This is a genomic window from Phyllobacterium sp. P5_D12 (assembly GCF_054049495.1).
Genome location: NZ_JBFUMG010000156.1, coordinates 1 through 9,134 on the forward strand (window position 1 = coordinate 1; position 9,134 = coordinate 9,134).

Here is a 9,134-nt window from a genome sequence, read left to right on the forward strand (position 1 = left end):
ATCCCTGAGATTTCGGCATCCTCTACAGGCATCACGTTTGACAGGAGTTCGACGACAGTAACCTCCGCGCCCATGGAACGGTAGAACGACGCGAACTCGATCCCGATTGCACCAGATCCCATGACTACCAGTGATTTCGGCATTTCCGGCGGCACCATGGCTTCGAAATAGGTCCAGATCAGCTTGCCATCCGGCTCGATGCCCGGCAGTGCGCGCGGGCGGGCGCCAGTGGCGAGAATGATATGCTTAGCCGAGTAAGTACCTTCGCCCAAAGCATTTTTCGGCAGTGGCGGCTGCGRCTCCATCGGCTTTTTCGTAGTCTTCGAGACGATGATCTCGCCGGGCTTGGTTAGCTTGGCCTCTCCCCAGATCACGTCGACCTTGTTCTTCTTCATCAGGAATCCGACGCCGGCGTTGAGCCGGCCAGAAACGCCACGCGAACGCTGAACGACTGCTTTAACGTCCGCGGAAATCTTTCCCTCGATGGTCAAGCCGTAATCCTTGGCGTGCTGGCCATAATGAAAAATCTCTGCCGAGCGCAACAAGGCTTTGGTCGGGATACAACCCCAGTTCAGGCAGATGCCGCCAAGGTGCTCACGCTCGACGATCGCGGTCTTGAAACCAAGTTGTGCGGAGCGGATGGCGGTAACGTAGCCGCCCGGGCCCGAACCAATGATGATCACGTCGTAATTATTGGCCAAGACCTTGGTCCTCCTGCTTAAAGCTCGAGTATATCTCGAACGATGGGTGCAATGGCTTTACCGATTGCCCGTGTATTCTCTGCATCAAGATGTACGCCATCTAATCGCGATGTTCTGGCGACTGATCCCGCATCGAAAAATGCACAATCGGCAAGTTCAGCAGCATTTTTGTAAACGGTGGCGAGTAGGCCTGATTGTTCGATGCCCTGTTCGAAAGTCCGTTGGAAGTCCAGTTCGTCAATCGCCGTAAGGGCCGGAGGCGACATGATCAGGATTTTCGGCGCCTTTGCGTTCATTTGATACGGCGCCGTGCGGACAATCTCGATCAAGCGCTGCATACCGCGTTTGGTCCCTTGAGCGTTGCCGCAAATGAAATTCTTCATGTCATTGCTACCGAGCATGATGATAACGAGATCGAGCGGAAAATGCACGCCAAGTACTGTGGTCAGCGTCTTGGCGCCGTTGCGCTCGAAACCGGACGAATGGTCGTCAAAAGCCGTCGTTCGGCCATTCAAACCATCGGTAACGACATGAACCCCGTACCCGAGTTCAGTTTGAAGAACCTCYGGCCAGCGATCCCCGAGCGCATGGCGACCTGATCCATCGGGAATGTATCCCCAGGTTAGCGAGTCGCCATAGCAAAGGACCGTTTTCATGGCGCCTCAGACCAGCATGCCCATCGGGTTTTCGATGTGACGTTTGAACGCCTGCGCAAGCTCTGCACCTAAGGCGCCGTCAACGGCACGGTGATCAGTCGAAAGCGTCACGGACATAACGGTTGCAACCTTGATCTCGCCCTTCTTGACCACAGCTCGTTCTTCGCCCGCACCGATCGCAAGAATGGTCGCGTGCGGCGGGTTGATGATGGCCGCGAAATCCCTGACGCCAAACATGCCGAGATTGGAAACCGCCGTCGTTCCACCCTGATATTCCTCGGGCTTCAACTTGCGGTCGCGAGCGCGCTTGGCAAGATCCTTCATCTCGTTTGAAATGGTGGAAAGCGTCTTTTCTTCAGCCTTGCGGATGATCGGAGTGATCAGGCCTCCGGGAATGGAGACAGCGACGCCAACATCCGAATGCTTGTGCTTGACCATGTTGGCCTCAGTCCAGGAGACATTTGCCTCAGGGACATCGCGCAGAGCCAACGCCATCGCCTTGATGATCATGTCATTGACGGAGAGCTTGTAGGCCGGAACATCGCCCTTTTCCGTTTTGCGCATTGGCGAAGCGGCGTTGATCTGCGCGCGAAGGGCCAAAAGCGCATCCAGCTCACAATCAACCGTCAGATAGAAATGCGGAACGGTCGACTTGGCTTCGAGCAGACGCTTGGCGATGGTTTTGCGCATGCCGTCGTGCGGTACGAGCTCGTAAGAGCCTTGTTCGAACAACTTCAGCACTGCATCGTCAGACATTGGCTTCGGTGCTGCTGACGCTGCAGCGGATGGCGCGGCTCCTGCAACGGGAGCAACCTTGGCTCCACCACCGGAAATCGCCGCCTCGACGTCCTTCTTGATCACGCGGCCATGCGGGCCCGAACCTGTCACGGCGGCAAGATCAATACCTGCATCCTTGGCGATCCGCCGTGCAAGCGGCGACGAAAATGGTCGATCGCCCGTCTTCGCAGGTGCGGAAGCTGCCGCCGGTGCCGGAGCAGCATCCGCTTTCGGTGCTTCAGGCTTCGGGGCTTCAGGCGCAGCTGCAGCCTTCTTCTCTTCTTTCGGTGCATCCGCTTTGGCTGGTGCCGCCACGTCACCGCCACCTTTGGCAGCTACCGCGACGTCCTCGCCCTCGCCCGCCAGAATGGCGATCAGCGCGTTGACCTTGACGCCTTCAGTACCGGCAGGAACAACGATCTTGGCCACAGTGCCTTCGTCAACCGCTTCCACTTCCATCGTCGCCTTGTCGGTCTCGATTTCGGCGATGACATCACCGGACGTGACCTTATCGCCTTCCTTGACCAGCCATTTGGCAAGATTGCCTTCTTCCATCGTGGGAGAAAGCGCCGGCATGGTGATATTTATCGGCATATCGGGTTCCTCCCCTTAGGCGGTGTAGGTCACAGCTTTGACGGCGTCGATGATTTCCTGAACATTTGGCAAAGCCAGCTTTTCAAGGTTTGCCGCGTAAGGCATCGGCACATCTTTGCCCGCGATTGTCAGGATCGGTGCGTCGAGATAATCGAAGGCTTGCTGCATGACGCGGGTAGCGATTTCCGTTCCAACCGAAGATTGCGGGTAGCCCTCTTCAATCGTGACGCAACGTCCCGTCTTTTTCACCGATTCAATGATTGTTGGAATGTCCATCGGCCGGATCGTCCGCAGATCGATAATCTCAGCGTCAATGCCCATCTTCGCAAGCTCGGCTTCCGCCTTCACCGTATAGTTCATGCCGATGCCGAAAGAAACGAGCGTTACGTCCTTGCCCTTCTTGTGAATACGGGCCTTGCCGATCGGGAGAACGAAATCGTCAAGCTTCGGCACATCAAACGAGTGACCGTAAAGTATTTCATTTTCGAGGAAGATCACCGGATTTGGATCGCGGATGGCAGCCTTGAGCAGACCCTTCGCATCGGCAGCCGAATAAGGCATCACGACCTTCAGACCAGGAATATGGCTGTACCAGGCGGCGTAACATTGCGAGTGCTGGGCAGCGACCCGGGCAGCAGCCCCGCTTGGACCACGGAACACCATCGGTGCACCCATCTGGCCGCCAGACATATAGAGTGTCTTGGCTGCGGAATTGATGATCTGGTCAATTGCCTGCATCGCAAAGTTGAAAGTCATAAACTCGACGATCGGACGCAGACCCGTCATAGCGGCACCAACACCGACGCCGGCAAAGCCGTGTTCTGTGATTGGCGTATCAACAACGCGGCGCGGACCGAACTCGTCAAGCAGGCCTTGCGTGATCTTGTAAGCGCCCTGATATTCGGCGACTTCCTCACCCATGATGAAGACGTTGGGGTCGCGGCGCATTTCCTCCGCCATTGCGTCGCGAAGCGCTTCGCGGACAGTGGTGGAAACCATCTCGGTTCCCTCGGGGATATCCGGGTCAGCAGCCACTTCGGCCTTAGGCGCTGCTGGAACGGATGCAGTTGGCTTTTCCGCCACAGCTTCCTGTGTCGGCGCTTCTTCCGCAGGCGCTTCAGCATTAGCGGCCTTCGGCGCGCTGACAGCATCGGCGCTTTCACCTTCACCCAGCAAAACGGCAATCACCGCATTGACTTTTACGTTGTCGGTTCCTTCCGGAACGAGGATCTTGCCAAGCGTTCCTTCATCGACAGCCTCGACTTCCATCGTCGCCTTGTCGGTCTCGATCTCAGCGAGCACATCACCGGAAGTGACCTTGTCGCCTTCTTTTTTCAGCCATTTCGACAGTTTGCCCTCTTCCATAGTCGGCGAGAGCGCGGGCATCAGAATTTCTACAGGCATGATAGCGCCTCCCTTAGAGCAGAATGTCGGTGTAAAGCTCGGATGGATCCGGCTCAGGATCGGACTGGGCGAAATCGGCGGCATCGGCCACAATATCGCGAACGTCCTTGTCGATCTTCTTCAGGTCGTCCTCAGTGGACCATCCGTTTTCGATCAACCGGTGTTTCACCTGCTCTATGGGATCATGGTCGGAGCGCATTTTCTGCACTTCGTCCTTGGAACGGTATTTGGCCGGATCCGACATGGAATGGCCGCGATACCGGTAAGTCTGCATTTCAAGAATCATCGGCCCCTTGCCGGAGCGTGCCCAGGCTGCGGCCTCTTCACCTGCGGCATTGACCGCACGCACGTCCATGCCGTCGACTTGAATTCCCGGAATATTGAATGAGATACCGCGCTTGGAAAAATCCGTCTCGGCCGAAGCGCGCGAAACCGATGTGCCCATCGCGTAACGATTGTTCTCGATGATATAGATAACCGGCAGCTTCCACAGGGAAGCCATGTTGAAGCTTTCGTAGACCTGGCCCTGATTGGCAGCACCATCACCAAAGTAAGCCAGCGAAACATTGCCGTTATCGCGATAGCGATTGGCGAAGGCGAGACCGGTACCGAGCGAAACCTGTGCACCGACGATGCCGTGACCGCCGTAGAAATGCTTCTCCTTGGAGAACATGTGCATCGAACCGCCCTTCCCCTTGGAAAGGCCGCCGCGCCGTCCTGTCAACTCCGCCATGACACCGCGCGGACTCATGCCGCAAGCCAGCATGTGGCCATGGTCGCGATAGCCGGTGATAACCTGATCACCTTCCTTCAGCGACATTTGCATGCCGGTGACGACAGCTTCCTGACCGATGTAGAGATGGCAGAAACCACCGATGAAACCCATACCGTAGAGCTGACCGGCCTTTTCTTCAAAGCGGCGGATCAGCAGCATGTGCCGATAAGCTTCTAATTCTTGTTCCTTGGTAAACTGGATCGGTTTTGGTGCTTTAATAGCGGAGGTCTGCGCAGAACGCGCAGGGCTTTTTTTCGCCCTCGTGGCCATATCTCACTCCCTGTGAATTGGTCAGACGAGAATAGCAGCAGGGGCGGAACTTACAATATGCAGAATCGAATAAGTGCTATGCAAATAAGATGTTAAAAATACAGAGAAAAACGTCGATTAACTAGAATTCAGTTAATAGCTAAATCGCCGGAGCCACGCATGATAGTGACTTCGTCCGGCCGAGATACATTCAGCCCCTTGCGGGCCTGTTCGTCTAGCATATCCTTCTCGATCGTACCATCATGCATAAGTTGAACCTGGCGTTCAAGCTCGGAACGCGTTGCCTTGACCGCGTCGAGTTGCGCCTGCAGCAACTGGGTTTGCTCTTGCAGCTTGATAGTCGAATAGAGTCCATATTCGCCATGGTATGCGTGAAAACCAAAATAAGCGAAAAACAGAGTGGAGAGCAACGGAACGATCAAGCGCCCCCGTTTGGTTTTTTTTCGTTGTTTTGTCCACATTTCCATAGACTCGCACACCCAAGAATCAGGTCGGGATGGCCCGATTTTTCACCAGTCCATAAGACAATGTTTTGCTTAACAGGCGATTACCAACAGCGCGGGACAAAACGAAATGGCGGGCATTACGCCCGCCATTTTGCCGTAGATCGACAGTTTATCAGGCGCTGCGGAAGATACCGCGCCCTGCATAGCTTGCCTGCGGTCCGAGCTCTTCCTCGATACGAATGAGCTGGTTGTATTTCGCGACCCGGTCCGAACGGGCGAGCGAGCCGGTCTTGATCTGTCCGCAATTGGTTGCAACGGCGAGATCTGCGATGGTCGTATCTTCAGTTTCTCCCGAGCGATGCGACATAACCGCGGTGTAGGCAGCGCGATGTGCAGTATCGACGGCATCGAATGTTTCAGAAAGTGTGCCTATCTGGTTGACCTTGACGAGGATCGAGTTCGCGACGCCCATCTTGATGCCATCGCGCAGGCGGGCCGAATTGGTGACGAACAAATCATCGCCAACAAGCTGGCACTTGTTACCAACGAGCTCTGTCAGATATTTCCAGCCATCCCAATCATCTTCAGCCATCCCGTCTTCGATGGTGATGATCGGATAATCGCCGACAAGCTTGGCGAGGTATTTCGCCTGGGTCTTCGGATCGCGCGATTTCTTCTCGCCCTCATAGACGTAGTTATCGTCCTTGAAAAATTCGGTCGAGGCGCAATCGAGACCAAGCGCGATTTCTTCGCCTGGCTTGAAACCCGCCTTCTCGATCGACTCCATAATAAAATCCAGGGCATGCTGCGCAGTCTTGAGGTTCGGTGCGAAACCACCCTCATCGCCGACATTGGTGTTGTGGCCCGCATCCTTCAGGCGCTTCTTCAGCGTGTGGAACACTTCCGAACCATAACGAACTGCCTCGGCGAAGGTAGATGCGCCGAYCGGCAAGATCATGAATTCCTGAAAGTCGATCGGATTGTCGGCATGCGCACCGCCGTTGATGATGTTCATCATCGGCACAGGCAATACATGGGCGCTCGGACCGCCGAGATAGCGATAGAGCGGCAGGCCCGACGCTTCGGCTGCGGCTTTGGCAACGGCAAGCGATACGCCAAGAATTGCGTTCGCCCCGAGGCGGCTCTTGTTCGGCGTACCATCGAGATCGATCATCGTCTGATCGATGTGGATCTGGTTTTCCGCTTCCATGCCGCCGATAGCATCGAACAACTCACCATTGACCGCGTCGACAGCCTTTTCAACACCCTTGCCGAGATAGCGTGTACCGCCGTCGCGCAATTCGACTGCTTCGTGCGCGCCGGTCGAGGCACCTGAGGGGACGGCTGCGCGGCCCATGGAACCGTCTTCGAGAACGACATCGACTTCAACAGTCGGGTTCCCGCGGCTGTCCAGAATCTCGCGGCMAATAATATCGACAATAGCAGTCATGGAGTATTCCCTTTCAATGAGCATTGAGCCTTGGGCTGGCCACTGAATAGCGAATGAACATGACAAGGAAAATCCCCACAAAGACGAATTGTGGATCAAAACAGAAAAAAGGCCGTCAATGACGGCCTCAATTCATAAGATAGGGCCTTAAGCTGCTACATCGTTGTAATAGGTGAACGACCTCTCACGGACCTGACGACCATCATTCTCGGTCAGTTCGGTTATGCCATGAGCTGGGGCTTGTTCCAGCTGTTCCTTGGTGAAGGGCACAACATACCCGCCTGTTGCTTCATCGAAGTCGAGGAGCTTCCACGGCACGGCATGATATTTCTCGCCAATTCCTAGGAAGCCGCCAAACCCGACGACCGCGAACATGATGCCGTCCGTGGTCTTGTCGAGCATGACATCTTCGATTTCACCAATCTTGTCGCCGCTGTTGTTGTACACATTGGTACCAATGACGCGCGACGCGCGAATAGCTTTCGTATGTCCTGAGCTGGTTGGCATTTGCTCTTCTCCTCTTTTGCTTTGCCTATGAGGATAATGAGCAAGGCCGCATCACGGTTGCATCAAAACTTAATTTTCTGCGAAGGAACCTTTAGCTGAAAGCTCAAATGACCTTGGCAATCCGGTCGAATTCCAGAAGCTTTTCGAGTAGCCGCGGCATCTGGTCGAGTGGGACCATGTTCGGGCCATCCGACGGCGCATTGTCCGGGTCCTGATGCGTTTCGATGAATACACCTGCAACACCGACGGCCACAGCTGCGCGCGCCAGCGTTTCGACAAACTCGCGCTGACCGCCTGTTGAGCCACCCTGCCCGCCCGGCTGCTGCACCGAATGGGTCGCATCGAAAATTACCGGGGCCCCGAAACCTGCCATGATGGGCAGGGAGCGCATGTCGGAGACAAGCGTGTTATAGCCAAACGAAGCGCCGCGCTCAGTGACCATCACGTTCGGATTGCCGCTTTCTGTGACCTTGGCAATGACATTCTTCATATCCCAAGGCGCGAGGAACTGGCCTTTCTTTATATTGACGATCTTGCCGGTGTTGGCAGCCGCGATCAAAAGATCAGTCTGCCGGCAAAGGAAAGCCGGGATTTGCAGGACATCGACCACTTGGCCAAGGATTATACATTGCTCTTCCGTATGGACGTCAGTCAGGGTCGGCAGACCCAGCTCACTACGGATATCGGCGAATACCGGCAGGGAGTTCTCCAGTCCGAATCCACGCTTTCCGGTCAACGAGGTGCGGTTCGCTTTGTCGAAGCTCGACTTGTAGACAAGGCCAATCCCGAGTTTTCCTGTCAGTTCCTTCAGCGCTCCGGCCATGTCGAATGCATGCTGACGGCTTTCCATCTGGCAAGGCCCAGCGATGAGAGACAACTGGCCAGTGTTGGAAAATGCAACATTGCCGGCGGAAACCGTAGAATTCAGGGACATCAGGAAGCCTCAAATGCGATGGCAGCACCCTGTCCTGGTGCCTTGTGCACAATCAGGCGGGAGCCACGCTTTTCGAAAGGAATATTGTTGCTGGTCAACAAAGTTTCAACCGCAGCGAGGTCACGCACTGCCAGCACGAAGGCCTGAAGCCGCAAACCACGCTCGGTTTCCGAAACCTCGATGCCGAAAAACGATTGCAAGCCCTGAGGTGTCAACACTGTCACGTTGGCGTTCGCGGCACGCAGATCCATACCGAATGAGTGCGCGTTGACGTCGCGCTGGCTGATGACCTCCTGTAGCGGATACTGGAAATCCGTCGGATTGACTTCGGACAGGATGACTTCGCGTAGTGCAACCGCGCCGTTCCGGTGCATCTGCAGCGATGTGCGATCAACCTTGGGCGTGTTCACCCGCTCGCAAGTGAAGAAGAAAGCGTCTGGCGCGCGCAAATCAGCCGCAAAAGCCAAGCGGAATCCCGCCACATCCGATTTCCCGTCCGGCGTTACGAACGGACGCGAGAAATTGAGGATATCGCCGGCGGAAATACCCGCTTTGACGAAAGCCTTGTGATCGCCAATTGCGTCGTGCGTACCCATGACAAGAGCAGAGAAGCCTTCACT

The 9,134-nt window shown here is 55.5% G+C and carries 10 protein-coding genes; all 10 read right to left on the reverse strand.

Features of this window, described 5'->3' with window-relative positions; all coding sequences use genetic code 11:
* Positions 1 to 701: FAD-dependent oxidoreductase (locus ACXJ5O_RS12400; RefSeq protein WP_457300149.1), on the reverse strand; the 701-nt coding region annotated here is incomplete at its 3' end.
* A gap of 17 nt (positions 702 to 718) precedes the next feature.
* Positions 719 to 1,357: an SGNH/GDSL hydrolase family protein gene (locus ACXJ5O_RS12405; RefSeq protein WP_457300150.1), complete on the reverse strand. Its 639-nt coding sequence runs from the start codon at positions 1,355 to 1,357 to the stop codon at positions 719 to 721.
* 6 nt (positions 1,358 to 1,363) lie between these two features.
* The gene (locus ACXJ5O_RS12410) at positions 1,364 to 2,728 is read right to left on the reverse strand and encodes a pyruvate dehydrogenase complex dihydrolipoamide acetyltransferase (RefSeq protein ID WP_457300151.1); all 1,365 of its coding nucleotides are present in this window, start codon (positions 2,726 to 2,728) and stop codon (positions 1,364 to 1,366) included.
* Between the two features lie 15 nt (positions 2,729 to 2,743).
* A complete protein-coding gene (locus ACXJ5O_RS12415) occupies positions 2,744 to 4,132 on the reverse strand; it encodes a pyruvate dehydrogenase complex E1 component subunit beta (RefSeq protein WP_457300152.1) in 1,389 nt (462 codons plus the stop codon).
* Positions 4,133 to 4,145: 13 nt separating this feature from the next.
* Positions 4,146 to 5,177, reverse strand: a complete 1,032-nt coding sequence (pdhA, locus tag ACXJ5O_RS12420; RefSeq protein ID WP_224506686.1) for a pyruvate dehydrogenase (acetyl-transferring) E1 component subunit alpha — start codon at positions 5,175 to 5,177, stop codon at positions 4,146 to 4,148.
* A gap of 128 nt (positions 5,178 to 5,305) precedes the next feature.
* Positions 5,306 to 5,638 carry an FtsB family cell division protein gene (locus ACXJ5O_RS12425; RefSeq protein ID WP_114430194.1) on the reverse strand — a complete coding sequence of 111 codons (333 nt, stop codon included), beginning with the start codon at positions 5,636 to 5,638 and terminating at the stop codon, positions 5,306 to 5,308.
* Between the two features lie 157 nt (positions 5,639 to 5,795).
* The gene (gene eno, locus ACXJ5O_RS12430) at positions 5,796 to 7,073 is read right to left on the reverse strand and encodes a phosphopyruvate hydratase (protein ID WP_457300153.1); all 1,278 of its coding nucleotides are present in this window, start codon (positions 7,071 to 7,073) and stop codon (positions 5,796 to 5,798) included.
* A 147-nt stretch (positions 7,074 to 7,220) separates the two neighbouring features.
* The gene (locus tag ACXJ5O_RS12435; RefSeq protein WP_457300154.1) at positions 7,221 to 7,580 is read right to left on the reverse strand and encodes a PRC-barrel domain-containing protein; all 360 of its coding nucleotides are present in this window, start codon (positions 7,578 to 7,580) and stop codon (positions 7,221 to 7,223) included.
* A 103-nt stretch (positions 7,581 to 7,683) separates the two neighbouring features.
* Positions 7,684 to 8,517, reverse strand: coding sequence for a 3-deoxy-8-phosphooctulonate synthase (gene kdsA / locus ACXJ5O_RS12440; protein WP_457300156.1), 834 nt, complete (start codon positions 8,515 to 8,517; stop codon positions 7,684 to 7,686).
* The coding region (locus ACXJ5O_RS12445) for a VOC family protein (protein ID WP_457300155.1) at positions 8,514 to 9,134 on the reverse strand (621 nt) is incomplete at its 5' end. The genes ACXJ5O_RS12445 and kdsA, both read right to left, overlap by 4 nt.